This window comes from Streptomyces sp. NPDC088147 (assembly GCF_044741565.1).
Classification (GTDB): domain Bacteria; phylum Actinomycetota; class Actinomycetes; order Streptomycetales; family Streptomycetaceae; genus Streptomyces.
Map to the genome: position 1 here is coordinate 991,235 of NZ_JBIUSY010000002.1, position 25,921 is coordinate 1,017,155.

At 72.3% G+C, this 25,921-nt stretch carries 22 protein-coding genes; 13 read left to right on the forward strand and 9 right to left on the reverse strand.

The window, feature by feature from the left end; all coding sequences use genetic code 11:
* Window positions 1-70: 70 nt before the first annotated feature.
* From ACIOGX_RS09620 to lgt, 8 genes are all read left to right on the forward strand, one after another.
* On the forward strand, window positions 71-391 hold the full coding sequence (locus ACIOGX_RS09620) for an HGxxPAAW family protein (protein ID WP_401763567.1): 321 nt from the start codon (window positions 71-73) through the stop codon (window positions 389-391).
* Window positions 392-548: 157 nt separating this feature from the next.
* Entirely contained in the window at window positions 549-1,049 is a 501-nt protein-coding gene (locus tag ACIOGX_RS09625; RefSeq protein WP_401911664.1) for a DUF2752 domain-containing protein, read from the forward strand.
* Between the two features lie 148 nt (window positions 1,050-1,197).
* Complete coding sequence (trpC, locus tag ACIOGX_RS09630) at window positions 1,198-2,007, forward strand: indole-3-glycerol phosphate synthase TrpC (protein ID WP_129769432.1); 810 nt, start codon at window positions 1,198-1,200, stop codon at window positions 2,005-2,007.
* Between the two features lie 55 nt (window positions 2,008-2,062).
* On the forward strand, window positions 2,063-2,257 hold the full coding sequence (trpM, locus tag ACIOGX_RS09635; protein WP_356507529.1) for a tryptophan biosynthesis modulator TrpM: 195 nt from the start codon (window positions 2,063-2,065) through the stop codon (window positions 2,255-2,257).
* Window positions 2,258-2,513: 256 nt separating this feature from the next.
* Entirely contained in the window at window positions 2,514-3,749 is a 1,236-nt protein-coding gene (gene trpB, locus ACIOGX_RS09640) for a tryptophan synthase subunit beta (RefSeq protein ID WP_356507311.1), read from the forward strand.
* On the forward strand, window positions 3,746-4,558 hold the full coding sequence (trpA, locus tag ACIOGX_RS09645) for a tryptophan synthase subunit alpha (protein ID WP_356507312.1): 813 nt from the start codon (window positions 3,746-3,748) through the stop codon (window positions 4,556-4,558). The genes trpB and trpA overlap by 4 nt, the downstream gene beginning before the upstream one ends.
* A 76-nt stretch (window positions 4,559-4,634) precedes the next feature.
* Window positions 4,635-5,501: a DsbA family protein gene (locus ACIOGX_RS09650; protein ID WP_401763181.1), complete on the forward strand. Its 867-nt coding sequence runs from the start codon at window positions 4,635-4,637 to the stop codon at window positions 5,499-5,501.
* A 69-nt stretch (window positions 5,502-5,570) separates the two neighbouring features.
* Complete coding sequence (lgt, locus tag ACIOGX_RS09655; protein ID WP_383967306.1) at window positions 5,571-6,530, forward strand: prolipoprotein diacylglyceryl transferase; 960 nt, start codon at window positions 5,571-5,573, stop codon at window positions 6,528-6,530.
* 34 nt (window positions 6,531-6,564) lie between these two features.
* Here lgt and ACIOGX_RS09660 read toward each other — a convergent pair whose 3' ends face one another.
* Genes ACIOGX_RS09660 through ACIOGX_RS09690 form a run of 7 tightly spaced genes read right to left on the reverse strand, consistent with a single transcriptional unit; the run spans window position 6,565 to window position 14,600 of the window.
* Complete coding sequence (locus ACIOGX_RS09660; protein ID WP_401911672.1) at window positions 6,565-7,374, reverse strand: HpcH/HpaI aldolase/citrate lyase family protein; 810 nt, start codon at window positions 7,372-7,374, stop codon at window positions 6,565-6,567.
* Window positions 7,371-8,660, reverse strand: coding sequence for a CaiB/BaiF CoA transferase family protein (locus ACIOGX_RS09665; RefSeq protein ID WP_401911675.1), 1,290 nt, complete (start codon window positions 8,658-8,660; stop codon window positions 7,371-7,373). Before ACIOGX_RS09665 ends, ACIOGX_RS09660 begins: the two co-directional genes overlap by 4 nt.
* Window positions 8,657-9,541: a ribokinase gene (rbsK, locus tag ACIOGX_RS09670; protein ID WP_356507319.1), complete on the reverse strand. Its 885-nt coding sequence runs from the start codon at window positions 9,539-9,541 to the stop codon at window positions 8,657-8,659. Before rbsK ends, ACIOGX_RS09665 begins: the two co-directional genes overlap by 4 nt.
* On the reverse strand, window positions 9,538-10,941 hold the full coding sequence (locus ACIOGX_RS09675) for an ADP-ribosylglycohydrolase family protein (protein ID WP_401911679.1): 1,404 nt from the start codon (window positions 10,939-10,941) through the stop codon (window positions 9,538-9,540). The genes rbsK and ACIOGX_RS09675 overlap by 4 nt, the downstream gene beginning before the upstream one ends.
* Complete coding sequence (locus ACIOGX_RS09680) at window positions 10,938-12,155, reverse strand: ADP-ribosylglycohydrolase family protein (RefSeq protein ID WP_401911682.1); 1,218 nt, start codon at window positions 12,153-12,155, stop codon at window positions 10,938-10,940. Before ACIOGX_RS09680 ends, ACIOGX_RS09675 begins: the two co-directional genes overlap by 4 nt.
* The gene (locus ACIOGX_RS09685) at window positions 12,073-13,557 is read right to left on the reverse strand and encodes an ADP-ribosylglycohydrolase family protein (RefSeq protein WP_401911685.1); all 1,485 of its coding nucleotides are present in this window, start codon (window positions 13,555-13,557) and stop codon (window positions 12,073-12,075) included. Before ACIOGX_RS09685 ends, ACIOGX_RS09680 begins: the two co-directional genes overlap by 83 nt.
* A complete protein-coding gene (locus ACIOGX_RS09690) occupies window positions 13,554-14,600 on the reverse strand; it encodes an ADP-ribosylglycohydrolase family protein (RefSeq protein ID WP_356507326.1) in 1,047 nt (348 codons plus the stop codon). Before ACIOGX_RS09690 ends, ACIOGX_RS09685 begins: the two co-directional genes overlap by 4 nt.
* 252 nt (window positions 14,601-14,852) lie before the next feature.
* Between ACIOGX_RS09690 and ACIOGX_RS09695 the strand changes: the two genes are divergently transcribed.
* The 4 genes from ACIOGX_RS09695 to ACIOGX_RS09710 all read left to right on the forward strand — a co-directional run bounded on the left by ACIOGX_RS09695 (window position 14,853) and on the right by ACIOGX_RS09710 (window position 22,988).
* Window positions 14,853-15,581 (forward strand): VIT1/CCC1 transporter family protein, encoded by a 729-nt coding sequence (locus ACIOGX_RS09695; RefSeq protein ID WP_356507328.1) that lies wholly within the window; start codon window positions 14,853-14,855, stop codon window positions 15,579-15,581.
* A gap of 440 nt (window positions 15,582-16,021) precedes the next feature.
* Window positions 16,022-20,581 carry a glutamate synthase large subunit gene (gltB, locus tag ACIOGX_RS09700; protein ID WP_356507330.1) on the forward strand — a complete coding sequence of 1,520 codons (4,560 nt, stop codon included), beginning with the start codon at window positions 16,022-16,024 and terminating at the stop codon, window positions 20,579-20,581.
* A complete protein-coding gene (locus ACIOGX_RS09705) occupies window positions 20,574-22,034 on the forward strand; it encodes a glutamate synthase subunit beta (protein WP_356507332.1) in 1,461 nt (486 codons plus the stop codon). The genes gltB and ACIOGX_RS09705 overlap by 8 nt, the downstream gene beginning before the upstream one ends.
* A gap of 210 nt (window positions 22,035-22,244) precedes the next feature.
* Entirely contained in the window at window positions 22,245-22,988 is a 744-nt protein-coding gene (locus tag ACIOGX_RS09710; protein ID WP_401911690.1) for a vWA domain-containing protein, read from the forward strand.
* An 82-nt stretch (window positions 22,989-23,070) separates the two neighbouring features.
* On the opposite strand, the gene ACIOGX_RS09715 is transcribed toward ACIOGX_RS09710, so the two are convergent.
* On the reverse strand, window positions 23,071-23,799 hold the full coding sequence (locus tag ACIOGX_RS09715; protein WP_356507336.1) for a TetR/AcrR family transcriptional regulator C-terminal domain-containing protein: 729 nt from the start codon (window positions 23,797-23,799) through the stop codon (window positions 23,071-23,073).
* 104 nt (window positions 23,800-23,903) lie between these two features.
* Here ACIOGX_RS09715 and ACIOGX_RS09720 point away from each other — a divergent pair, with 104 nt between their 5' ends.
* The gene (locus ACIOGX_RS09720) at window positions 23,904-24,839 is read left to right on the forward strand and encodes an SDR family NAD(P)-dependent oxidoreductase (protein WP_401911693.1); all 936 of its coding nucleotides are present in this window, start codon (window positions 23,904-23,906) and stop codon (window positions 24,837-24,839) included.
* Window positions 24,840-24,872: 33 nt separating this feature from the next.
* On the opposite strand, the gene ACIOGX_RS09725 is transcribed toward ACIOGX_RS09720, so the two are convergent.
* Entirely contained in the window at window positions 24,873-25,820 is a 948-nt protein-coding gene (locus ACIOGX_RS09725) for an SDR family NAD(P)-dependent oxidoreductase (protein ID WP_401911695.1), read from the reverse strand.
* Window positions 25,821-25,921: the final 101 nt, after the last annotated feature.

The window sequence follows — 25,921 nt, forward strand, 5'->3', positions numbered from 1 at the left end:
GGGTACCGCATGCGGGACAATGTGCGTGAGCGTCCGACTCACACAGCGCAACAGCAACGAGGAGCAACTCATGGCGGGCACCAGCCACGGACACACCCCGGCCGCCTGGACCGGCGTCACCATCTCCTTCATCGGCTTCTGCATCTCGGGAGTCTTCATGGTGGCGGCCAATCAGCCCGGGTTCTGGGCCGGTATCGGCGTGGTCCTGCTCGGTGGCGTCGTCGGCCTGGCGATGAAGGCCGCGGGCCTGGGCATGCCGAAGGAGTCGGCGGCGATGGCGGAGGCGCGGGCCGCGGCGGTGCGGCAGCAGCTCGAGAACGCCGCTGCCGCCGAGACGCGGGTCCGCCCGGAGGCCCAGGGCCAGGCGCAGGCCCAGACGCAGACCGTCTGACGGGACGGACCGGTCGGAGCACCGCGCTCCTTTTCCGCGCGTATTCCGCGCGTACCGGTCCCCGCGCGCGGTGATTCCGCGCGGACCGAGACGTACCGGGACGCAGTCCGGCCGGGCCGGGCTGCGTCTTCGCCGTACGAACGGGGACAATCACCGGGTGGATGACGCCCTGCCTGTGCCCGCGCCCGACCAGTCGGCCCGTCCGGCGGTCCCGCCACCGGCCCCTCCGATGGCTTCCCCGGTGGCCGCCGCCCGGCCGCCGTCGATGGCGCGTCGGCTGCTGCCGCCACTCGCCACCCTGGCCGGAGTGGCCGCCGCCTTCACCTACGTCGGGCTCGTCGACCCGAACGAAACCGGCCACTACCCGGTCTGCCCGCTGTACGGCCTGACCGGCGTCCTCTGCTTCGGCTGCGGCGGGCTGCGCAGCGCCCACGCCGTCGCGCACGGCGACTGGATCACGGCCTTCGGCGACAACGCCCTCGCGACCGTCGGCTACCCGGTCTTCGCCGTCCTGTGGGTGGTGTGGCTCGTACGTGCCCGGAAGGCGCTCCCCGTGGCCCTCACCCCGCGGCCCGTCTGGTGGTGGGCCCTCGGCGGGGTGATCCTGGCCTTCAGCGTCGTCAGAAACTTGCCCTTCGGCTCGTCGCTCGCGCCATGATGGTCACGGCGGTGTCATGCTCGGCCCACCGGATGCGGGTCCTTCGGCCAGTTCCGGCTAGCATCGATATGGCTGATCCTGATCCCGTTGCCGATCTGATCGGTGACCGAGCTTGATTCGAACCCAGTCCCGGAAGGGGGCCGCTCGCGTGAGTGTGCTCGACGAGATCATCGAAGGCGTACGCGCCGACCTCGCAGAGCGGCAGGCGCGCGTGGGCCTTGACGAGCTCAAGGAGCGCGCGGCGAAGGCGCCCCAGGCCAAGGACGCGCTGGCCGCGCTGCGCGGCGAAGGCGTGCATGTGATCTGCGAGGTCAAGCGCTCCAGCCCCTCGAAGGGCGCGCTCGCCGCGATCGCCGACCCCGCGGCGCTCGCCGCCGACTACGAGGCGGGCGGCGCCGCCGTCATCTCCGTACTGACCGAGCAGCGGCGCTTCGGCGGCTCGCTGGCCGACCTGGAGGCCGTACGCGCCCGGGTCGACATCCCGGTCCTGCGCAAGGACTTCATCGTCACCTCGTACCAGCTGTGGGAGGCGCGGGCGTACGGCGCCGATCTGGTGCTGCTGATCGTCTCCGCGCTGGAGCAGCCGGCCCTGGTCTCGCTGATCGAGCGCGCCGAGTCGATCGGGCTCACGCCGCTCGTCGAGGTGCACGACGAGGACGAGGTCGAGCGGGCCGTGGACGCCGGGGCGAAGATCATCGGTGTCAACGCGCGCGATCTGAAGACGCTGAAGGTCGACCGGAGCACGTTCGAGCGGGTCGCTCCGGAGATCCCGGCCGGGATCGTGAAGATCGCCGAGTCGGGGGTGCGCGGGCCGCACGACCTGATCGCGTACGCGAACGCCGGGGCCGACGCGGTGCTTGTCGGCGAGTCGCTGGTGACGGGCCGGGACCCGAAGTCGGCGGTGGCCGATCTGGTGGCGGCGGGCGCGCATCCGGCGCTGCGCCACGGGAGGGACTGAACTCGCCGTGTCCGCGACCTCCGTTGCCGTGCGTGTGCGCGGGCTCGTGCCGAGCGTGTCCGGTGCCGGGCTCGGTTCGCGTTCTGCCGCGGCGTTCGCGTGTGTGCCGCACGCGCCGCTGGCGCGTGGGTGCCGGCCGCGCGGGTGCCGCGCTCCGGCGCGGCGGGTGCACGGGCGGCGGGTGCGGTACGTGATCGGCGATGAGCCGGGTCAGGTCAACGGGATGCGATGGCGCGGGGCCGCGCGTTAGGCGTGGCCGGGCCGAGGGCGTGGTGACTGTGCGCTGTGCGTACGGTGCCGTGCCCGCGTGACCGGTTCCCGGACCGCGCGATGTCCATACGCGGCTCCGCCGTGTGGGCACCGCGCTTCGCGTGAGCCGCGACGCTTCACGTCCGGAAACCGGCCCCCGCGGCCCGTCCCCTCGCATCCGTTGCCGGGTGCCGGGGGTGCCTCGCTCATGACGCACACGGTGATGTCCCGACCCGTTGCTTCCGAGGAGTTCTCGCGTGTCCGATTTTTTCGTTCCTGACCCTGACGGTCATGTCCCGAGCGCCGAAGGGTACTTCGGCGCCTTCGGCGGCAAGTTCATTCCCGAGGCACTCGTCGCCGCCGTCGACGAGGTCGCCGTCGAGTACGAGAAGGCCAAGGGCGATCCCGCCTTCGCCGCCGAGCTGGAAGACCTCCTGGTCCACTACACCGGCCGGCCCAGCGCGCTGACCGACGTCCCGCGGTTCGCCGAGCATGCCGGTGGCGCTCGTGTGTTCCTCAAGCGGGAAGACCTGAACCACACTGGCTCCCACAAGATCAACAATGTACTGGGGCAGGCGCTGCTGACGAAGCGGATGGGCAAGACCCGCGTCATCGCCGAGACCGGGGCCGGACAGCACGGGGTCGCGACCGCGACCGCCTGTGCGCTGTTCGGGCTCGAATGCACCATCTACATGGGCGAGATCGACACCGAGCGCCAGGCCCTGAACGTGGCCCGGATGCGGATGCTCGGTGCCGAGGTCGTGCCCGTGAAGTCCGGCAGCCGGACGCTGAAGGACGCCATCAACGAGGCGTTCCGCGACTGGGTCGCCAATGTGGACCGTACGCACTATCTGTTCGGGACGGTCGCGGGACCGCACCCCTTCCCCGCGATGGTGCGCGACTTCCACCGGGTCATCGGTGTCGAGGCACGGCGGCAGATCCTGGAGCGGGCCGGGCGGCTCCCCGATGCCGCCGTGGCGTGTGTGGGGGGCGGGTCCAACGCGATCGGGCTCTTCCACGCGTTCATCCCCGACGCCGGTGTGCGGCTGGTGGGCTGTGAGCCGGCCGGGCACGGGATCGAGAGCGGGGAGCACGCCGCCACCCTGACCGCGGGCGAGCCCGGCATCCTGCACGGGTCGCGGTCCTACGTCCTCCAGGACGAGGAGGGCCAGATCACCGAGCCGTACTCGATCTCGGCCGGTCTCGACTATCCGGGCATCGGGCCCGAGCACGCGTATCTCAAGGACAGCGGGCGCGGGGAGTACCGGGCGGTGACCGACGACGACGCGATGCGGGCGCTGCTGCTGCTGTCGCGTACGGAGGGCATCATTCCGGCGATCGAGAGCGCGCACGCGCTGGCCGGTGCGCTGGAGGTGGGGCGGGAGCTGGGCGAGGACGGGCTGATCATCGTCAACCTGTCCGGGCGCGGCGACAAGGACATGGACACGGCCGCCCGCTACTTCGGGCTGTACGACGGGGAGGGCACCAAGTGAGCGGCAACATCCAGCTGCTGAGTGACACGCTCGCGGCGGCGAAGGCCGAGGACCGGGCCGCGCTGATCGCCTATCTCCCCGCCGGGTTCCCGACCGTGGACGGCGGGATCGAGGCCGTGAAGGCCGTCTTCGACGGTGGCGCGGACGTGGTCGAGGTGGGGCTGCCGCACAGCGACCCCGTGCTCGACGGGCCCGTCATCCAGACCGCCGACGACATCGCGCTGCGGGGCGGTGTGAAGATCGCGGATGTGATGCGGACGGTCCGCGAGGCGTACGAGGCGACCGGCAAGCCGGTGCTCGTGATGACGTACTGGAACCCGATCGACCGGTACGGGGTCGAGCGGTTCACCGCCGAGCTGGCCGAGGCGGGCGGCGCCGGGTGCATTCTGCCGGATCTGCCCGTGCAGGAGTCCGCGCTGTGGCGTCAGCACGCCGAGAAGCACGGGCTGGCGACCGTGTTCGTGGTGGCTCCGAGCAGTAAGGACGAGCGGCTGGCGGAGATCACGGCGGTGGGCAGCGGCTTCGTGTACGCGGCGTCGCTGATGGGCGTCACCGGTACGCGTGCCTCGGTGGGCCTGGAGGCCAGGAACCTGGTGGGGCGTACGCGCGCCACGACCGGGCTGCCGGTCTGTGTCGGGCTCGGGGTGTCCAACGCGGAGCAGGCGGCCGAGGTCGCCGGATTCGCGGACGGTGTGATCGTCGGGTCCGCGTTCGTGAAGCGGATGCTGGACGCGGAGGACGAGGTGGCGGGGCTGGCCGCGGTGCGCGCCCTCGCGGCCGAGCTGGCCGAGGGCGTTCGCAAGCGCTGACGGGTGATCTCACCCGTATGGGTGGACCTGGGACCGGGGAGGTGCGTAGGCGCCTCCCCGGTTCGTTGCTGTGGGCGTGAGCGAGAAGAACCGTGAGGAAAAGCGGAGCGCGAGAGAGCGGCTCCAGCAGGAACGTGCGGCGGACAGGACGCGGGAGAAGCGCCGGCGGACCCTGGTCGTCTCGGCGGCGGTGGTCGGGGTCCTCGGTCTCGTCGCGGTGGCCGGGCTGGTCGTCGCGCAGGCCGGCAAGGACAAGGCCGACAGCGCGGGGGGCCCGGTCAGCGCTCCGTCGGGGCTGACGGGCAAGGACGATCTGGCGATCCCCGTGGGAGCGACGGACGCGCCGTCCACGCTCACGGTGTGGGAGGACTTCCGCTGCCCGGCCTGTGCCCAGTTCGAGAACGGCTTCAGGAGCACGATCCAGGAGCTGGAGAAGGCGGGGGAGCTCAAGGTCGAGTACCACCTCGCTACGATCATCGACGGCAACATGGGGGGTTCGGGCTCGCTGCGCGCGGCCAACGCGGCGGCGTGCGCGCAGGACGCCGGCAAGTTCGCCCCGTACCACGATGTGCTCTACCAGAACCAGCCGGCGGAGACCGACGACGCCTTCGCCAAGAACAGCCATCTGCTGGAGCTGGCGGGCAAGGTCGACGGGCTGGAGTCCGCGCCCGGCTTCCGGGAGTGCGTGGACGACGGCAAGCACGACGACTGGGTGAACAAGTCCGCGGAGGCGTTCCGGACGGGTGGCTTCTCCGGGACACCGACCGTGCTGCTCAACGGTCAGTCGGTCTTCCCGAAGAAGGGCGCCGAGAACATCACCCCCGACAATCTGAAGAAATGGGTCAGGGAGGCCGACAAGGGCAAGAAGGCGGGTACGACCACGCCGTCCGCGCCCTCGTCGATCCCGGTCGAATCGACGCCCGCGGGCGCCCCGCCGGCCTGAGCTCGTTATGCAGAAGTTGCCGGGCGGGTTGCCGTAGGTCCCGTCCGGCACGGTAGCGTCGGTTCTGCCATGGACCTTGCATACATTCCCAGCCCGTCGACCGGAGTGATCCATCTCGGACCGCTCCCGCTGCGCGGCTATGCCTTCGCCATTCTCGTCGGGCTGTTCGTCGCCCTCTGGATCGTCAACCGGCGCTGGGTCGCCCGTGGCGGCAAGCCGGGCACGACCACGGACATCGCCGTCTGGGCCGTACCGTTCGGTCTGCTCGGCGGCCGGCTGTACCACGTCATCACCGACTACGAGCTGTACTTCGGTGAGGGGCGCGACTGGGTCGACGCCTTCAAGATCTGGGAAGGCGGCCTGGGCATCTGGGGCGCGGTGATGCTGGGCGCGGTGGGCGCGTGGATCGGCTGCCGCCGCCGGGGGATCGCGCTTCCGCCGTTCGCCGACGCGCTGGCCCCGGCCCTCGCCGTCGCCCAGGCCTTCGGACGCTGGGGAAACTGGTTCAACCAGGAGCTGTACGGCAGGCCGACCGATCTGCCGTGGGCGCTGAAGATCAGCGAGGGCCCCAACCGGGAGGCCGGGCTCTACCACCCGACGTTCCTGTACGAGTCCCTGTGGTGCCTCGGGGTCGCCGCGCTGGTCATCTGGGCCGAGCGCCGCTTCAAGCTCGGACACGGCCGGGTCTTCGCGCTCTATGTCGCGGCGTACTGCACGGGCCGCGCCTGGATCGAGTACATGCGGGTCGACGAGGCGCACCACATCCTGGGCCTCCGGCTCAATGTGTGGACCGCGATGATCCTCTTCGTCCTCGCCGTGGTCTATCTGGTGGTCTCCAGCAAGGTACGGCCCGGCCGCGAGGAGATCGTGGAGCCGGACAAGGACGCCGTCGCCCCGAAGAAGGACGCCGACGCCGGGGACTCCGCGGAGACCGGCTCCGGCGAGGACGCCGTGCCCGCCGAGGCATCCGGAACCGCCGGGAAGGCGGAGGATCCGCTGTCCGGAGCGGCCTCGGACGGACGCGGCTGAGCTGAGCCCTCGGGCCTGGGGCCGCCCGCGCGTGTCAGCGCCGGGCGGCCAGTGACAGGGTTCTGCGCGCCGCCGCCACGATCGCCGCGTCCACGAAACGGCCGTCGGGCAGCGCGCGGGCTCCCGCGTCGGCCGCCGCCTCGATGATCTCCTCGGCCTCGACGATCTCCCGGGCCGTGGGCAGATACGCCCGCTCGATGACCGGCAGCTGGCGCGGGTGGATCGCCGCCCTGCCGACCAGGCCCAGCGTCCTGCCGTGGCGGCAGGACGCCGCGAGACCGTCCAGATCCCGCACATCGGGATAGACCGACTGCGCGGGCGGTGCCAGACCCGCCGCACGGGCCGCGACCACGACCCGGCCGCGCGACCAGTCCAGGCCCCCGTCGTCGCGTACGCCCAGATCGGCGCGGAGATCCGCCTCGCCCAGGGCGATGCCACGGACCGCCGGGTGGGCGGCGGCGATGGCGTGGGCGTGTTCCACGGCGAGGGCCGATTCGAGCAGTGCGTACAGCGCGACACCGGGCGCGCGCGACGCGACGCGGTGGATGTCCGAGGCGTGGCCGACCTTCGGAACGCGCAGCCCGGACAGGCCCGGGAGGCCGACCAGGGACGGCAGGTCGCGTGCGTCGGCGATCCGGACATGGACCGGGGTCTCGTGGGGCGACGAGAGGAACTCGGCGGTGGCGGCGCGCGCGTACGCCTTGCGGTCGGGCGCCACCGCGTCCTCCAGGTCGACGATCACGACTTCCGCGCCGCAGGACAGCGCCTTCGCCATCACCTCCGGCCGGTCCCCGGGCACATACAGCCAGGTGAGAGGGGCCGGCCAGATGAGCGGCGCCGTCACAGCGCGCCGGCCGAGCGGAGCGCGGCGATCTCGGGCCGGGACAGGCCCAGCTCGGCCAGCACGCTGTCGGTGTCCGCGCCGTGCGGGCGGCCCGCCCAGCGGATGGCGCCGGGGGTCTCGGAGAGCCGGAAGAGGACGTTCTGCATCCTGAGGGGCCCCAGCTCCGGGTCGGGGACCTCGGTGACGGTGTCCAGGGCCTGGTACTGGGGGTCCGCCATGACGTCGCGGATGTCGTAGACGGGCGCCACCGCCGCCTCGGCCTTCTCGAACTCGGCCATGGCCTCCTCACGGGTGTGCCGGGCCATCCAGTCGCCGACGGCGGCGTCCAGTACGTCCGCGTGGTCCGCGCGCCCGCTGCCGGTGGTGAACCACGGCTCCTCGATCAGCTCCGGGCGGCCCACCAGCCGCATCACGCGCTCGGCGATGGACTGCGCGGAGGTGGAGACCGCCAGCCAGGAGCCGTCGGCCGTGCGGTACGTGTTGCGCGGGGCGTTGTTGCGCGAGCGGTTGCCGGTGCGCGGCTGTACGTAGCCGAGCTGGTCGTACCAGAGCGGCTGCGGGCCGAGGACGGTGAGGATCGGCTCGATGATCGCCAGGTCCACCACCTGGCCGCGGCCCGTGACGGCCCGGCCGCTGAGCGCCGTCATCACCGCGTACGCCGTGGCCAGCGCGGCGATCGAGTCGGCGAGACCGAAGGGCGGCAGGGTGGGCGGCCCGTCCGGCTCGCCCGTGACGGCGGCGAACCCGCTCATGGCCTCGGCGAGCGTGCCGAACCCCGGGCGGTGGGAGTACGGGCCGAACTGTCCGAAGCCCGTCACCCGCGCGAGCACGAGCCGGGGGTTGGCGGCGGACAGCTCCTCCCAGCCGAGACCCCATTTCTCCAGGGTGCCCGGCCGGAAGTTCTCGATGATCACATCCGCCCCGGCGGCCAGCCTGAGCAGCAGATCACGGCCGCCCGGGGTGGAGAGGTCGAGGGTGATGGGGCGCTTGTTGCGGCCGAGGAGCTTCCACCACAGGCCCACGCCGTCCTTCGCGGGGCCGTGTCCGCGCGACGGATCGGGGCGGGTGGGGTGCTCGATCTTGATCACCTCGGCGCCGAAGTCACCGAGCATGGTGGCGGCGAGCGGGCCCGCGAAGAGCGTCGCGAGGTCGAGGACGCGCAGACCGGTGAGGGGCGGGGGCGGGGCGGGCTCGCCGGGTACGGCCGGCCGGCCGGGCCGGCCGGGGTCGGGCTGTCCGGGTTCCGGCTGTCCGGGGGCGGGGCTGCTGGGGGCATGCGCGGTCATCGGACCTCGATCTCGGTGCGGTACGGCATGGAGGTGGACGCCCCGGGGCGCTGCACGCAGAGCGCGGCGGCGGCCGACGCCCAGCGCATCGCCTCGGGCATGGGGAGGCCCTCGCAGAGCGCGACGGTGAGGGCGCCCACATAGGTGTCACCGGCGCCGGTGGTGTCCACGGCGGGCACCCGGGGCGCGGTCACCGTCACGGGCGCCGCGCCACGGGCCGCGTACAGGCTGCCCGCCGCTCCCATGGTGATCACGACCTCGGGGACCTGCCGGAGCAGGGCCTCGGCCGCCGCGTGCGGGGCGGCGATCCCGGTGAGGGTGGCCGCCTCGTGCTCGTTGGGGACCAGCAGATCGACGGCGGCGAGGAGTTCCGGCGGCAGGGGCTGGGCGGGCGCGGGGGTGAGGACGGTGCGTACGGAGTGCCGGTGCGCCGCCTCCGCGCCTTCCAGTACGGCGTTCAGGGGCAGTTCGAGCTGGAGGAGCAGGGCGTCGGCGGCGGCGATCACGGTCTCGTCGCCGGGGCCGAGCCCGCTGAACGTACCGTTCGCCCCCGGGATGACGACGATCGCGTTGCCGCCCTCGTCGTCGACCACGATATGGGCGGTGCCCGAGGCGCCCTCGTCGGTGCGCAGGAGATCCGTGTCGACCCCGGACGCTTCGAGGGAGTGCCGCAGCAGCTCCCCGTACTCGTCCGCGCCGACCGCGCCGATGATCGCGACCCGACCGCCGACGCGGGCGGCGGCGACGGCCTGGTTGGCGCCCTTGCCGCCGGGGATCGTACGGAACTCCCGGCCGGTCACGGTCTCCCCGTGCTTCGGGGCGTGCGCGACATACACGACGAGGTCCATGTTGGCGCTGCCGAGCACCACGATGCCGCTCATGTGCGACGCGCCTCCCTCCGGGGCTCCCGCCCGGCCGGGCCGCGGGCCACGGCGCGGGTCCGCTCGGCGAGGGCGTCGAAGCCGATGCCGTCGAACCCGGCGACGGAGGTGGCCAGCCGGTTCTTGAGCGGGGCGGTCCAGCGCTCGGGCAGCCTGGCCGGATGGCCGGCCAGCAGTCCGGCGACGGATCCGGCCGTCGCGCCGTTCGAGTCGGTGTCCCAGCCCCCGGACACCGCGTTGCAGATGGAGCCGCCGAAGTCGCCGTCCGCGTGGGTCAGCGCGGCGGCCAGCAGCGCCGCGTTGGGCAGGACATGGACCCAGTGGTAGTGGCCGTAGGCGGCGTGGAGCGTGTCGGCCACGGTCTCGAAGTCCCGGTGGGCGCGGGCGGATTCGATCCCGAAGGCGACCGCCTCGGCGAGGCGGGAGCGCGGCGGTACGACGGACAGCCCGGCCCTCAGACAGTCGTGCACCGCGTCGGTGCGGGCCGCGGCGGCGATGACGGCCGCGACGAACATCGCTCCGTACACCCCGTTCGCCGTATGGGTGAGCGTCGCCTCCCGGTGCGCCTGCGCGGCGGCGGCGGCCGGGTCGCCGGGGTGGGTCCAGCCGTGCACGTCGGCGCGGATGGCCGCCCCGATCCACTCCCGGAACGGATTGCGGTACCGGGCGGTCTCGGGCGGCTCGATCCCGGCGAGCAGATTGCGGTACGCGACCCGCTCGGCGGTGAACGTACGTCCGGCGGGCAGCTCGTCGAGCCAGAGCCGCGCGACATCGGCGGTGGTGAAGCCGCGGCCGTGGCGCCGGAGCAGAAGCAGCGTGAGCAGGGGGTAGTTGAGGTCGTCGTCCTCGGGCATCCCGTCGATGTTCTCGGCGAGCGAGACCGGCGCGGAGCGGCGGTTCCACGGGTACGCGGCGGCGAGACCGTCCGGCACCCCCTCGGCCGTGAACCAGGTGCGCAGCGGCCAGTTGCCGGTGGCGCGGGCGAGGGCCCGGATGCCGGCGAGGGGGAGTCTCTCGACGGGTTTGCCCAGCAGACAGCCCACGGCCCGGCCGAGCCAGGCGGCGTGCAGCCGGGGGACGGAGAGGGCGGGCGACGGCTCACGCGGGGGGTCGGGCCAGGAGGGGCACGCGGCCTTGACGGCGGGCAGATCCGTGGGTTCCACGTCGGCGAGGGGTGTGGGCAGCAGGGCCAGTTCGTCCAGCAGCGAGGCCGCCAGCGACCGTAGCCGGGGAGTGGCCGGTACGGGGGAGGCGCCCGCGCGGTCCGGGGCGGGCGCGCCGCCCGCCGCGTGCCAGCGTCCGGCGATCCGGGTGGCGTCGCGGCCGTCCTCCCGGGCCTGCCGCAGTTCGTGACCGATCAGGTCCTCGGGCTGTACCCAGGTGAGACGCAGGTCCGTCATCGCACGCCCACCGGATGCTGAGCCGCCGCGAGGTGAGGGGCCGTCACCTGGGAGGGCGTCAGCGCGACGAAGGCCGCCTCGTGCGCGCGGCGCCGTTCCGTGTCGCGGGCGAACACCTCGTACGCGACCTTCGTCAGCGCCCGCGCCGTGGCGTGCAGGTCGAGGCGGCTCGCCTCGGCCACGTCCCGCGCCCACTCCGCGGGGACGGCCGTCTCGCCGCCGAGCGCCCCGGCGAGCGCGCCGCTCATCGTGGCGATCGAGTCGCAGTCCCGGCCGTAGTTGACCGAGCCGAGGACCGTACGGCGGTAGTCGCCCGCGCCGATCAGCAACATGCCCAGCGCGATGGGGAGTTCCTCGATGGAGTGCAGCCGGGAGGGACGGCGGGCGCCGAGCGACGGGGCGCGGTAGTGCGGGCCGACCGTGTCGAACGGCGCGACCGCCTCGCGCAGCCCGCGCTGTGCGGACTCCGTGTCGCGGTGCCGGGCGGCCACCGCGCAGACCGCCTCGATCGCCGCGCGCGTGCCGTCCTTCGCCAGGTCCAGACAGGCCGCCACCACCGACGCGGGTGTGGCGTCCGGCAGGCACGCGGCGGCCACGGCGGCGGCGAACACCCCGGCCGCCTCCCGTCCGTACGAGGACTGGTGCGCGCCCGCGACCTCGATCGCCTCGGCGTAGGCGGCGGCCGGATGCGCCGCGTTGACCAGTCCGATGGGTGCCATGTACATCGCCGCACCGCAGTTGACGATGTTTCCGGTGCCCGCCTCGCGCGGATCGACATGCCCGTAGTGCAACCGGGTGACCAGCCACTTCTCGGCGAGGAAGATCCGCTGGAGCGGCAGCGCCTCGGCCTCCAGCTCGGGGATCCAGCGGGGCGTGGAGATCAGGTCGGGCACGAGGTGGCCGGCGACCGCGTACGCGTCGAGATGGTCACGGACCTTCTCGTACACCCGGATCAGCGCGTGCGTCATCAGGGTGTCGTCGGTGATGTGCCCGTCGCCCTTGTGGTAGGGGGCGAGCGGGCGGGCGGTGCGCCAGTCCTCGTTCCACGGTCCGACGATGCCGGTCACCCGGCCGCCGTGCCGTTCCACGATCTGCTCGGGGGAGTACCCCTCGACCGGACCGCCGAGCGCGTCACCGACGGCCGCGCCGATCAGACAGCCGGTGATCCGGTCGGTGAGCGGGAGGGTCGGCGGGGGCGTGCTCTTCGATGTCACGCCGGGCTTCGATGTCACGCCGGGCTTCGGTGTCACGCCGGGCTGTGGTGTCGTACCGGACTGCGCTGGTGTGCCGGACTGGGGTGTCATGTCGGAATTGTCCCCCCGGAGTGGTCAGTTCCGTGGCTGCGAGCAGTCCGGCGAGTTCGACGAGATCGGTCCCGGCGAGCCGGGGCAGCGCACACCCCGGCAGGGTGCGGCAGGCGTCCCGCCAGGTGGCGGGTACGGCATCGCCCCCGCCGAGCGCGCCGGTCAGCGCGCCGGCCAGGGCGGGCGCGGAGTCGGCGACCCGGGAGAGACAGGCGGCGGCGGGCACCGCCGCGGAGACATCGCCGCCGGAGGCGAGGGCCAGGGCGAGGGCGACCGGGACGGTCTCGGCCGCGGCGATGCCGTAGCTGTAGACATGGTCGACGATCTGATGTTCGAGCAGTGGTACGAGGGCGAAGGCGCCGGCCGGTTCACCGGCGAAGTCACGGGCCAGCTTGACGGCGTGTCGGGCGTTGCGGCCGATCTCCGTGGGCTCGGGCAGCTGGTCGAGAGCGGCCTCCACGGCGGCCTCGGTGTCCCCGCCGCCGAGCGCGGTCGCGACGGCCGCGGCCATGGCGCGGGCGCCGTGCACCCCGTCGCCGTCCTGCGTGTACCGGGCGTCGAACTCGGCGAGTTCGGCGGCGGCGGACGGATCGCCGGGGTGGACGGCGGCGAGCACGACGGCCCGTACGCAGGCGGCGTCGTCGAAGTAGTGCGGGTTGTCATGGCCGGTGGCGGGCGGGCGCAGCCCGGTGGCGAGATTCCCGAGGCCCGCGCGTACGGAGATCCGCGCCCGCAGGGGCGGTACGGCCGACTCCACCTCGGGCGCGCGGGCCGCCGCGGCGGCGATCTCGCAGGCGAGGGAGTTCCACGCGAGATCGACGGCGGCCCGCATGCGGCGGTCGGCGCCCAGCTCCTGGAAGAGATCACCGGCGGCGGTGAGCACGGACTCGGCGGCGAAGGCGGCCCACTCGGCATCGTCGGAGGGGCCGAGTCTGAGCGGTTCCGGGGGCTGGTTGAGCGCGATGGGCACGGGGAGGGTGGTGGTCGCGTTCTGCTCGGCGAAGGTGTCCAGCTCGCGGGTGAGCCGGCGCGTCCACTCGGGCATCCGCGCCGCGCGGTGCCGGGCGGCGGGCCATCCGGCGGCGTCCCCGGCGGCGAGCCCGAGGAGCAGCCCCTCGATCCGGCGGACGGGGACGGCTCCCGGGGCGACGGCATCGTCGGGGACGGCTCCCGGGGGGACGGCGCCGAGAGGGACGGCGCCGGGGGAGCGGCCCCCGGCCGCCGCGTACCGGCCGCCGGGGGGTTCCGGCGCCTCGGGCGCCCCGGCCCACGCCCGGTCCTCGCGGGTCCGGGTCCGCTCGTTCGCTGTCATGACGCCACCCTTTCGTCGTAGTCCGGCATGAGCAGGTCCGCGATGTCCAGTACGTGGTAGCCGCGCATCGAGGGCAGGCAGCTGCCCCGGACCGGGCCGATGGCCGAGGACCATTCCCCGGGGATCGCCGTCGCCCCCGACATCGCCCCCGCCAGGGCGCCCGCGACCGCCGCGGTGGTGTCGGCGTCCCGGCCCATGTTGACCGCGGTCAGGACCGACGTACGGAAGTCCCCGCGCGCCGCCGCGAACGCGCCGAAGGCCAGGCCCACCGCCTCGGGGGCCAGGTCGGTCCAGGGGTAGCCGCCGATGACGACGGAGGAGCGGACGGCGCGCTCCATCGTGAGGGTGTCGGGGTACGCGCGCTGCGCGGCGACGACCCCGCGGCGCAGGGTGCGGGCCGTCCAGGAGTCCATCGGGACCACGGAGAGCGCGGCGGCGATCACCGAGGCGGGCCCGGCGCCGCCCATCGCGGCGGCGACCCCGGCCGCCACCGCCCGGCCGCCGTAGATGCCCTCGCCGTCGTGGCTGACCCGGCCGTCGACGGCGACCAGCCGCGCGGCCTCCTCGGGGCGGCCCGCGGCGAAGACGCCGAACGGCGCGGCGCGCATCGCGAGCCCGTCGCTCCAGGCGTGCCGGTGCTGGGCCGTGATGGGCGCCGCGAGCCCGCGCCGCAGGTTCTCCAGCGTGCCGCGCTCGCTGAACCCGGCCCCGCGGAAAGGGCCCTCGTCGTGGTCCGCGAGCCAGTGGTGCCAGGCGTTCTCCACATGCGCGACGGTCAGGGCCGAGCCGTGCCGGGCGAGCAGCAGCCCGGAGAAGATCGCGTACTCGGTGTCGTCGGTGCCCGCGGGGCTGTCGGTCACGAACCCTTCGATACGGCCCCAGCGGCGGCGGATCTCGGAGGGCCGCATGTTCTCCGCCGGGGCACCGATCGCGTCGCCGACGGCGAGCCCGAGCAGGGCACCGCGCGCCCGGTCTCGGAGTACCGCGACCGCGTCGGTAGCGTCGACCGCCTCGGCCGCGGGATCGCGAGGGACTGACTCCATGGTGTGGCCCTTTCGCGCGAGCCGGTGGCACCGCATCCGTGTCTCCGCATCTGTGCCACACGGGGGGCCGGGGGAGTCCGGGAAACCCCGCTGTCACCCGGGTGGCATCCGCTCCGAGGTCCGGCCCAACGCCGGTAAGTACGGCCTTCCTTGCTGGCGGGAGACGTTTTTCGTGCGTACTTTCGAAGCGTTGAGAGGGGTGGCGCGGTCCTCGGCGGACCGGGATCCACCCCCGTGGAAAAGGGGAGAGACATGTCCATCATCGAGACCGAGGCAACGCTTCACGAGGCCCACCGTGACAACCACACGCATCGCGATGTGAACGGCGGCTGGCTGCGTCCCGCGGTGTTCGGCGCGATGGACGGGCTGGTCTCCAACCTGGCGCTGATGACCGGTGTCGCGGGCGGCGCGGTCTCCCAGCAGACGATCGTGATCACCGGGCTCGCGGGCCTGGCGGCCGGTGCCTTCTCGATGGCCGCGGGCGAGTACACCTCGGTCGCCTCCCAGCGTGAGCTGGTCCAGGCCGAACTGGATGTCGAGCGCCGGGAGCTGCGGAAGCACCCCGCCGACGAGATGGAGGAGCTGGCCGCGCTCTATGTGTCACGCGGCGTGGAGCCGGAGCTGGCCCGCGAGGTGGCCCGGCAGCTCTCGAAGGACCCCGAGCAGGCGCTGGAGATCCACGCGCGCGAGGAGCTGGGGATCGACCCGGACGATCTGCCGTCGCCGCTGGTCGCCGCCGTGTCGTCGTTCGGCTCGTTCGCCCTGGGCGCGCTGCTGCCCGTCCTGCCGTATCTGCTCGGCGCCACCGCGCTGTGGCCCGCCGTGCTGCTCGCCCTGACCGGGCTCTTCGCCTGCGGCGCGCTGGTGGCGCGGGTGACGGCGCGCAGCTGGTGGTACAGCGGGCTGCGGCAGCTGGTCCTGGGCGGTACGGCCGCGGCGCTCACGTACGGGCTCGGGGCCCTGTTCGGCGCGGCGATCTAGGCAGGGTGTCCGGGGCGGGACTTTTCTCCCGGCCGGGGCCATCCCGATTCCGGGGGCGAGGCTCTAACCTGGAGAAGGCCCCCGAGGGCGGGCGGGCGGAAACGCCCGCCCTGTAACGTACGTCCCCGCGCGTTCCGGCCTCCGGGATGCGACACTTTGCCAGCGCCATACCGTCGGCCGTTACCCGGCGGTTTCGAGTCCGTAATCACCGGGCATGAGCCGTAGGCGCCGCGGGCAACGAAGCCTGCTCCGCCCCTGCCGACCGGACAACGATCTGTCCGTCTGCGCCCCCCATCCACCGCTACGCGCGGTGTCCACATGCTGGAATAAGCTATCCACTTTCCGAGAAGCTGCCCATCATGTAACCTGCACGAAATTTCTTGGAGGGCCAACGTCGTCCCTCGGTACTCGCATATGCCACGACGACGACGGGAGAGCCGATGCGTTCCGACGCCTGGTCGCCCATGGACGGTCGCCCCGCCCCGCAAGGGATGTACGACCCCCGTAACGAGCACGACGCCTGTGGTGTCGGGTTCGTGGCCACCCTCACCGGTGTTGCCAGCCATGCGCTGGTGGAGCAGGCGCTGACCGTACTGCGCAATCTCGAACACCGCGGTGCCACCGGCTCCGAGCCGGACTCCGGTGACGGCGCCGGAATCCTCCTCCAGGTCCCGGACGCCTTCCTCCGCGAGGTCGCCGGCTTCGCACTGCCCGAGGCCGGCTCGTACGCCGTCGGCATCGGCTTCCTGCCCGCCGACGACGCCACGGACGCCGTCTCACGCATCGAGACGATCGCCGCCGAAGAGGGCCTGAACGTCCTCGGCTGGCGCGAGGTCCCCGTCGCCCCCGAGCTGCTCGGCGCCGCCGCCCGCTCGACGATGCCGGCCTTCCGCCAGCTGTTCGTCGCGGACGGTACGAGCACGGGCATCGCGCTGGACCGCAAGGCGTTCCTGCTGCGCAAGCGCGCCGAGCGGGAGGCCGGGGTCTACTTCCCGTCCCTGTCCGCCCGGACGATCGTCTACAAGGGCATGCTCACCACCGGGCAGCTGGAGCCGTTCTTCCCCGACCTCTCCGACCGCCGTTTCGCGACCGCGATCTCGCTGGTCCACTCGCGGTTCTCCACCAACACCTTCCCGAGCTGGCCGCTCGCCCACCCGTACCGCTTCGTCGCGCACAACGGCGAGATCAACACGGTCATGGGCAACCGCAACTGGATGCGCGCCCGCGAGTCCCAGCTGGCTTCCGGACTCTTCGGAACCGAGGCGCTGGAGCGGATCTTCCCCGTCTGTACGCCCGACGCCTCCGACTCCGCGTCCTTCGACGAGGTCCTCGAACTGATCCACCTCGGCGGCCGGTCGCTGCCGCACTCCGTGCTGATGATGGTCCCCGAGGCGTGGGAGAACCACGACTCCATGGACCCGGCCCGGCGCGCCTTCTACCAGTTCCACGCCACGATGATGGAGCCCTGGGACGGCCCCGCCTGTGTCACCTTCACCGACGGCACCCAGGTCGGCGCGGTCCTCGACCGCAACGGACTGCGTCCGGGCCGCTACTGGGTGACCGACGAAGGGCTCGTCGTCCTCTCCTCCGAGGTCGGCGTCCTCGACATCGACCCCGCCAAGGTCGTCCGCAAGGGCCGCCTCCAGCCCGGCCGGATGTTCCTCGTCGACACCGCCGAGCACCGCATCATCGAGGACGACGAGATCAAGGCGTCCCTCGCCGCCGAGCAGCCGTACCAGGAGTGGCTGGAGTCCGGCGAGATCGAGCTGTCGGACCTGCCCGAGCGCGAGCACATCGTGCACACGCACGCCTCCGTCACCCGCCGCCAGCAGACCTTCGGCTACACCGAGGAGGAGCTGCGCGTCCTGCTCGCACCGATGGCACGGGCCGGCGCCGAGCCCATCGGCTCCATGGGCACGGACTCGCCGATCGCCGCGCTCTCCGCCCGGCCCCGGCTGCTCTTCGACTACTTCACCCAGCTCTTCGCACAGGTCACCAACCCGCCGCTGGACGCCATCCGCGAGGAACTGGTCACCTCGCTGCGCTCCTCGCTCGGCCCGCAGGGCAATCTGCTGGAGCCGGCCGCCGCGTCCTGCCGCAGCGTCACCCTGCCCTTCCCGGTGATCGACAACGACGAGCTGGCCAAGCTCGTCCACATAAACGCGGACGGCGACATGCCGGGCATGAAGGCCGCCACGCTCTCCGGCCTCTACCGGGTCGGCGGCGGCGGTGACGCCCTCGCCACCCGTATCGACGAGATCTGCTCCGAGACCGACGCCGCGATCGAGAGCGGCGCCCGGATCATCGTGCTCTCCGACCGGCACTCCGACGCCGAGCACGCCCCGATCCCCTCGCTGCTGCTGACCGCCGCCGTGCACCACCACCTCATCCGCACCAAGCAGCGCGCCCAGGTCGGGCTGCTGGTCGAGGCCGGCGATGTCCGCGAGGTGCACCACGTCGCGCTGCTCATCGGCTACGGCGCCGCCGCCGTCAACCCGTACCTCGCCATGGAGTCCGTCGAGGACCTGGTCCGCGCCGGTACGTTCATCGAGGGCCTGGCGCCCGAGCAGGCGATCAGGAACCTGATCCACGCGCTCGGCAAGGGCGTCCTGAAGGTGATGTCCAAGATGGGCATCTCCACCGTCGCCTCCTACCGGGGCGCCCAGGTCTTCGAGGCCGTCGGCCTGGACCAGTCCTTCGTCGACAAGTACTTCAACGGCACCGCCACCAAGATCGGCGGCGCCGGTCTCGATGTCGTCGCCCAGGAGGTCGCCGCCCGGCACGCCAAGGGCTACCCGGCCTCCGGGATCTCCGCGAGCCACCGCAAGCTGGAGATCGGCGGCGAGTACCAGTGGCGCCGCGAGGGCGAGCCGCACCTCTTCGACCCGGAGACCGTCTTCCGGCTCCAGCACGCGACGCGCTCGCGCAGCTACGACATCTTCAAGCAGTACACGAGCCGGGTGAACGAGCAGTCCGAGCGGCTGATGACGCTGCGCGGCCTGTTCAACTTCACCGCCGGCCGTACGCCGGTCCCGCTGGACGAGGTCGAGCCCGCCTCCGAGATCGTCAAGCGCTTCTCCACCGGCGCCATGTCGTACGGCTCGATCTCCCGCGAGGCGCACGAGACCCTCGCCATCGCCATGAACCAGCTCGGCGGCAAGTCCAACACCGGCGAGGGCGGCGAGGACGCGGACCGGCTCTACGACCCGGCCCGCCGCTCCTCCATCAAGCAGGTCGCCTCCGGCCGCTTCGGTGTCACCAGCGAGTACCTGGTCAACGCCGACGACATCCAGATCAAGATGGCGCAGGGCGCCAAGCCCGGCGAGGGCGGCCAGCTGCCCGGCCACAAGGTCTACCCGTGGGTCGCCAAGACCCGGCACTCCACCCCGGGCGTCGGCCTGATCTCCCCGCCCCCGCACCACGACATCTACTCCATCGAGGATCTCGCCCAGCTGATCCACGACCTCAAGAACGCCAACCCGCAGGCCCGCATCCATGTGAAGCTGGTCTCCGAGGTCGGCGTCGGCACCGTCGCCGCGGGTGTCTCCAAGGCGCACGCCGATGTCGTCCTGATCTCCGGACACGACGGCGGCACGGGCGCCTCGCCGCTCACCTCGCTCAAGCACGCGGGCGGCCCCTGGGAGCTGGGCCTCGCCGAGACCCAGCAGACCCTGCTGCTCAACGGGCTGCGCGACCGTATCGTCGTACAGACCGACGGCCAGCTGAAGACCGGCCGCGATGTCGTCATCGCCGCGCTGCTGGGCGCCGAGGAGTTCGGTTTCGCGACCGCGCCGCTCGTCGTCTCCGGCTGCGTCATGATGCGCGTCTGCCATCTGGACACCTGCCCGGTGGGCATCGCCACCCAGAACCCGGTGCTGCGCGAGCGGTTCTCCGGCAAGGCCGAGTACATCGTCAACTTCTTCCGGTTCATCGCGGAAGAGGTCCGCGAACTCCTCGCCGAGCTGGGCTTCCGTACACTCGAAGAGGCCGTCGGCCACGCCGAACTGCTCGACACCGAGCGGGCCGTGAACCACTGGAAGGCGCAGGGCCTCGATCTGAAGCCGCTCTTCCACGTGCCCACGCTGCCCGAGAACGCCGTACGCCACCAGGCCATCGGCCAGGACCACGGCCTGGAGAAGGCGCTCGACAACGAGCTGATCAAGCTCGCCGCCGACGCCCTGGGCGCCGAGAGCGCCGAGGCCGCCCAGCCCGTACGCGCCCAGATCGGCATCCGGAACATCAACCGGACCGTCGGCACCATGCTCGGCAACCAGGTGACCAGGAAGTTCGGTGGCGCGGGCCTGCCCGACGACACCATCGACATCACCTTCACCGGCTCCGCCGGCCAGTCCTTCGGCGCGTTCCTGCCGAGCGGGGTCACACTGCGCCTGGAGGGCGACGCCAACGACTACGTCGGCAAGGGCCTCTCCGGCGGCCGGGTCGTCGTACGGCCCGACCGCGGCGCCGACCACCTCGCGGAGTACTCCACCATCGCGGGCAACACCATCGCCTACGGCGCCACCGGCGGCGAACTCTTCCTGCGCGGCCGTACCGGCGAGCGCTTCTGCGTCCGCAACTCCGGCGCCACCGTCGTCTCCGAGGGCGTGGGCGACCACGGCTGCGAGTACATGACCGGCGGCCGGGCCGTCGTCCTCGGCGAGACGGGCCGCAACTTCGCGGCCGGGATGTCGGGCGGTGTCGCGTACGTCATCGACCTCGACGCCGACAACGTCAACGCCGGCAACCTGGGCGCCGTCGAACAGCTCGACGACACCGACAAGCAGTGGCTGCACGATGTGGTGCGCCGCCACCAGGAGGAGACGGGCTCCACCGTCGCGGAGAAGCTGCTCGCCGAGTGGGACACCGCGGTGGACCGCTTCAGCAAGATCATCCCGACCACGTACAAGGCAGTGCTCGCCGCCAAGGACGCCGCCGAGCTGGCCGGTCTCTCCGAGACCGAGACCACCGAGAAGATGATGGAGGCGGCGATCAATGGCTGACCCGAAGGGCTTTCTCACCACCGGCCGCGAGGTCGCCAGGACCCGTCCCGCCGAGGAGCGCGTCAAGGACTGGAACGAGGTCTACGTTCCGGGCTCGCTGCTCCCGATCATCAGCAAGCAGGCCGGACGCTGCATGGACTGCGGCATCCCGTTCTGTCACAACGGCTGTCCGCTGGGGAACCTGATCCCCGAGTGGAACGACTACGCGTACCGCGAGGACTGGACGGCCGCGAGCGAGCGGCTGCACGCCACCAACAACTTCCCGGAGTTCACCGGGCGGCTCTGCCCGGCCCCCTGCGAGTCGGCGTGTGTCCTCGCGATCAACCAGCCCGCCGTCACCATCAAGAACGTCGAAGTCTCGATCATCGACAAGGCGTGGGACAGCGGTGATGTCACCCCGCAGCCGCCGGAGCGGCTCTCCGGCAAGACCGTCGCCGTCATCGGCTCGGGCCCGGCCGGACTGGCCGCCGCCCAGCAGCTGACCCGGGCCGGTCACACCGTCGCGGTGTACGAGCGCGCCGACCGGATCGGCGGACTGCTGCGGTACGGCATCCCCGAGTTCAAGATGGAGAAGTCGCACATCAACCGCCGTATCGAGCAGATGCGCGCGGAGGGCACCAAGTTCCGTACCGAGATCGAGATCGGCCGGGACATCGACGCGGCGAAGCTGCGCAAGCGGTACGACGCCGTCGTGATCGCCGCGGGCGCCACCGTCTCGCGCGATCTGCCCGTCCCGGGCCGTGAGCTGAACGGCATCCACGTCGCGATGGAGTACCTGCCCCTCTCCAACAAGGTGCAGGAGGGCGACCTGACGGTCTCCCCGATCTCCGCCGAGGGCAAGCACGTCGTGGTCATCGGCGGCGGCGACACCGGCGCGGACTGCGTCGGTACGGCGCACCGCCAGGGCGCCGCCTCCGTCACCCAGCTGGAGATCATGCCGAAGCCGGGCGAGGAGCGCGCCGCGCACCAGCCGTGGCCGACCTTCCCGATGCTCTACAAGGTCACCTCCGCGCACGAGGAGGGCGGCGAGCGGGTCTACTCCGTCTCCACCACCCACTTCGAGGGCGACGAGGACGGCAACGTCCAGTTCCTGCACCTGATCGAGGTGGAGTTCAAGGACGGCAAGCTGGAGCAGAAGCCGGGCACGGAGCGGAAGATCCCGGCCCAGCTGGTCACGCTCGCCATGGGCTTCACCGGTACCGACCAGGAGAACGGCCTGGTCGAGCAGTTCGGCCTGGAGCTGGACGAGCGCGGCAACATCGCGCGTGACGCGGACTTCGCGACCAATGTGCCCGGCGTGTATGTCGCCGGGGACGCGGGCCGCGGCCAGTCCCTGATCGTGTGGGCGATCGCCGAGGGCCGCTCGGCGGCGCGCGGTGTGGACCGGATGCTGACCGGCGCGAGCGATCTGCCGGCCCCGATCCGTCCGACGGACCGTGCGCTGACGGTCTGACACGTCACCGGTTTCCGTCAGGTCACCGGTTTCACCCAAGGCTCCCGTACAACGGCGTACGGGCGGTGTTGGCCCGGGGAGCGTCTCCCGGGCCGTCCCGCAAGACGCGGCGCCTGCTCAGTCCCCGACCGGACCCATGGCAGGCGCCGTGGTGCGTGACGGCTGGCATAATCGCGAGACTTGCCGCCCGTCGACCGCAGAGGACCCAGCATGGTCACCGCCCCCGCCGCGTCCGGACCTGCCATCAGTCTCCGGAAGGTGGAGGAGGCGGCCCCGGCGCTGGTCGGCCTCTACAAGAGCGCGGCGGTCTCGCTGACGAAGAACGGGCTGAGCGGAGAGCGGGCGGCCGTCTATCTGGTCCTCGACTACTCGGGCTCGATGCGGGAGTACTACAAGGACGGCAGCGTCCAGGCCCTGGCCGACCGGGTGCTGGGGCTCTCCGCGCATCTGGACGACGACGGCGTCGTGCCCGTCGTCCTCTTCTCCACGGGCATCGACGCGGAATCGGATATCTCGCTGGCCGACCACCACGGCCGGATCGACGCCATCGTCGCCGGGCTCGGTCATATGGGCAGGACCAGCTACCACGTGGCCATGGACGCCGTCATCGACCACTATCTGGACAGCGGGTCCACCGCCCCGGCGCTGGTGGTCTTCCAGACGGACGGCGGCCCGGTCAGCAAGCCGGCCGCCGAGCGGTATCTGTGCAAGGCGGCCGAACTGCCGCTGTTCTGGCAGTTCATCGGCTTCGGCGATCCGGACAGCCGGCAGTTCGACTTCCTCCGCACGCTCGACGAGCTGGCCGTCCCGGCGAAACGGCGCGTCGACAACGCCGGTTTCTTCCACGCGGGCGAGGACCCGCGCCGGGTCGAGGACGCCGTCCTGTACGACCGGCTGGTCGGCGAGTTCCCGCGCTGGCTGAGCCGGGCGCGGGAACTGGGCATCGTCACCTGAGGTCCAGGGGGCCGCCGGCCCTGAGGCCCTGGGATCCCGAAGCCCTGAGGACCTGAGGACCTGAGATCCCGAAGCCCTGGGGCTACGTGGCGTCGCTCCGGGCCGGGGCGAGCAGCCCGTCGACGAGTACGCGTATCTTCCACGCGGCCCGGGTCGCTCCGTCTCCGCCGGTCAGCAGCGGGGCCAGCGCGCGGATGGTGGGATAGCGCTCGGCGGGCAGTGACCGGTAGAGGGTGTCGAGCCGCGCCGCGAACGCCTCCTCCGTCCTCTCCTCCGTGGCCGCTTCGGGGGGCGGGCCGCCCACCCGCTCCTGGCTCCGCCGGGCGCGCGACCACATCGCCTCCTCCAGGGCGGACGAGGCGATGTACTGGCCGATCAGATCCGCCGCCCAGGCGCAGGCGGCGTCGCTGATCCCGCCGGTCCGCAGCAGCCGCAGCAACTCCTCGGTGATACGCAGGATGTGCGGGCCCGGCAGTGTGCCCGTCATGCCCACGGTCGCGATGTCGTTGTGGGCGGCCAGCGCGGTCACCGCGCGGTCCACGAGCAGTTCGAGCCGGGCGCGCCAGTCCCCGTCGGCGTCGGTGGGCAGCCGGACGTCCGCCACGGCCAGGTCGTGGGCGAGGGCCATCAGCGCGCCCCGGTCGGGCACGTACACGTAGAGCGAGGCGGGTCCCGTCTGTACGGCCTGGGAGACCCGCCGCATGCTCACCGCCTCGCATCCCAGCTCGTCCACCAGGGCCAGGGTGGCGGCCACGATCGCGTCGAGGCTCAGTGTGGTTTTCGCGGACCGGGTCCGGGGGCGGGCTGCCATGGCCCTCATCCTAGCTTGACGAACATCGTTCGTTAAGGGCAGTCTTTCGTTGACGAACGGTGTTCGTCAATTCGCTCGCTCACTCCGTCCGAAGGGGACCCGTCATGACCTGGGACGTACACCGCCTGCCGCGTGCCGAGGGCAAGACCTTCCTGGTCACCGGCGGGAACGCGGGGATCGGCTACTTCGTCGCCGAGCAGCTCGCCACGACCGGCGCCACGGTCGTCGTCGCCGGCCGCAGCGCGTCGAAGGGCGAAGCGGCGACGGCCTCGGTCCGTGCGCGTGTGCCGGGCGCGCTCATACGCCACGTACCGCTGGACCTCGCCGATCCCGCCTCGATCGAGAAGAGCGTGGACGCGCTCGGCGTGGAGACCCTCGACGCCGTGGTCCTGAACGCCGGTGTGATGCTGGACGATCCACCGCGCCGCGAGACCGCCGCCGGCCATGAGCTGATGTTCGCCACCAACCATCTGGGGCACTTCGCCCTGACCGCGCGCCTCGCCCCACTGCTCCACGCCGCGCCCGCCGCGCGGGTCGTCACCACGGGAAGCTTCGCCGCCAGAAGCGAACGGCTGGACCTCGACGACCTCCAGAGCGCGCGCGAGTACCAGCCCAAACGCACCTACGGGCGCTCGAAGCTGGCCCAGACGCTGTTCGGCCTCGAACTCGACCGCCGACTGCGCGCGGCACACAGCAGCACCCTCAGTGTGGTGTGCCACCCCGGCGGCGCCCTGGACGCGCTGACGCCGTCCCGCGCCCCCCTGCATGTGCGCACCACGGCCCAGCGCCTGCGCGGTCTGCCGCTGGGCCTTCTGGTGCAGGGCAAGGAGGCGGGCGCGTGGCCGGCGGTCCGGGCCGTCCTCGACCCGGCCGTGCGCGGGGGCCGGTTGATCGGTCCCGGGGTGTTCGGTCTGCGCGGCAGGCCACGGTTCGAGCCGGTACGCGAGCACTTCGCGGACACCGGCACGGCCCGGCGGCTATGGACGGCGAGCGTCGCCCTGACCGGCACGGACCCGGACCCCGCCGCGGGCGCGGGCTGAGTGCGGCGGGCCGGCGCCCCCTGTCTGCGCGGGCTACCTCGTGATGGCCGATCCGGAGGCAAACGCGTTCCGCTGGGGCTGTACGACGGGGAACGTCACCCCGGTGAGGTCTTCGGAGACGGCCCACAGCCGCTGCTGGACGCCTGCCGCGTACGACTCCGGGCTGGAGGTGACCAGCCGGGGGTGGCCCTTGATCTCGTTGCGTCCGCCGGGACCGTAGTACTGGCCGCCGAGCGCGGCGGGGTCGGTGGCGGCGCGCAAGGTCGGCAGCGCGCCCATCGCGGGCGTCTGGGTGATCAGCGGTGCGAGCCAGGTGAGCGGAAGCCGGAGGGCCGCGGGGGTGTTGCGGGCGAGTTCGGTGCTGGACATACCGGGGTGCGCGGCCACCGCGACGGTGGTGCCGTGCGCGGCGAGCCGGCGCTGTAGCTCGTACGTGAACATCAGGTTGGCCAGCTTGGACTGACCGTAGGCGGCGGCCCTGCCGTACGACCGCTCCCACTGGAGGTCGTCGAAGTGGATCGCGGCCCGGATGCGGTGGCCGGTGCTGCTGACCGTCACCACCCGCGAGCCGGGCACCGGCAGCATCAGGTCCAGCAGCAGCCCGGTGAGCGCGAAGTGGCCGAGGTGGTTGGTGCCGAACTGCGTCTCGAAGCCGTCCCGGGTGGTCTGCTTCGGGGTGTACATCACGCCGGCGTTGTTGATCAGCAGGTCGATCCGGTCGAACCGGGACCGCAGCGCCGCCGCCGCGGTCCGGACGGAGTCGAGCGAGGTCAGGTCCAGTGCCTGCACGGTCACGTCGCCGGTCATGCGGGCCGCGGCCTGCTCGCCCTTCGCGGCGTTGCGCACGGCGAGCACCACGGACGCCCCGCGCTCGGCGAGCGCCTTCGCGGTCTCGTACCCCAGTCCGGTGTTGGCTCCGGTCACCACGGCCACCCGCCCGCGCTGGTCCGGAATATCCGCCGTTGTCCACTTCTCGCTCATGCCAGGCTCCCAGCCGATTAACGTACCGAAGGTATCTTGCGTCGACGACGTTAAAGTACTTTCGGTACGTTGTCAACGTACCGCAGGTACGTAAGTTAGGC